The organism is Enterobacter sp. IF2SW-B1 (assembly GCF_001743375.1).
Classification (GTDB): Bacteria; Pseudomonadota; Gammaproteobacteria; order Enterobacterales; family Enterobacteriaceae; genus Enterobacter; species Enterobacter bugandensis.
In genome coordinates this window covers 1-360 of record NZ_MJAA01000377.1, presented here as the reverse complement: position 1 = coordinate 360, position 360 = coordinate 1, and the positions used below count along the sequence as shown (strand labels likewise).

The 360-nt window shown below is 63.1% G+C and carries 1 pseudogene; it reads right to left on the bottom strand.

The features are described from left to right. Nucleotides 1-248, bottom strand: a pseudogene (locus A6013_RS27715) (fimbrial biogenesis outer membrane usher protein); the annotation flags it as partial. Between the last annotated feature and the right edge of the window lie 112 nt (nt 249-360).

Here is a 360-nt window from a genome sequence, read left to right as displayed (position 1 = left end):
GTATTGCGGCTAAAGCTGGCGATGGGGCGGTCATTTTCGTCGTACACCGTCGGCTGGTCATACAGGGCCAGGTTACCAAAGCCGCGCTCGCGGCGGGTAAGCGGGGTGGCGAGGCTGAACTCGCTGGTGCTGTACTAGTAGCCCCAGGAGATTTGCCCGAGGACATCTCCGCGGATCAGCCTCTGGCTGTACCACGTATACACCACGCCAAAACGCCCCACCTTCACCACCCTCCCCACCCGGCCCAACTTAAACGGCGCCGGGGATGCGGGGCTGGTCACCACCGATGCGCTGGGGCGCCAGGTGAGTACCACGCTGCCGTTTTACGTCACCAGCGATCTGCTGAAAGAAGGGCTGAGC